At 42.6% G+C, this 277-nt stretch carries 1 protein-coding gene; it reads left to right on the forward strand.

Going from position 1 to position 277, the window contains the following annotated elements:
- Nucleotides 1-28: 28 nt before the first annotated feature.
- Nucleotides 29-277 (forward strand): GGDEF domain-containing protein (locus NLF92_RS12810; protein WP_284700437.1); only part of this gene is annotated, 249 nt, incomplete at its 3' end.

Genomic DNA, 277 nt, shown 5'->3' on the forward strand with positions numbered 1-277 from the left:
GAAGAGCCAAGAAACCGAATTGATTCGTTTGTCACTTAGCGATCCGCTGACTAACATCCCAAACCGACGGGCGTTTGAAATGGAAATGGAAAAGGTAATAGCAATGTCAAAACGGTATGAATGGCCGTTGACGGTGATAATCTTGGATGTCGATAGTTTCAAACTTTACAATGACAATTATGGTCACCCTAAAGGGGATGAATGCCTGAAAGCCGTCGCTATTGGGCTTAATGAAGTTATTACCCGTAATACTGATTTTTGTGCTCGATACGGTGGT

The organism is Opacimonas viscosa, assembly GCF_024199005.1.
GTDB lineage: Bacteria > Pseudomonadota > Gammaproteobacteria > Enterobacterales > Alteromonadaceae > Opacimonas > Opacimonas viscosa.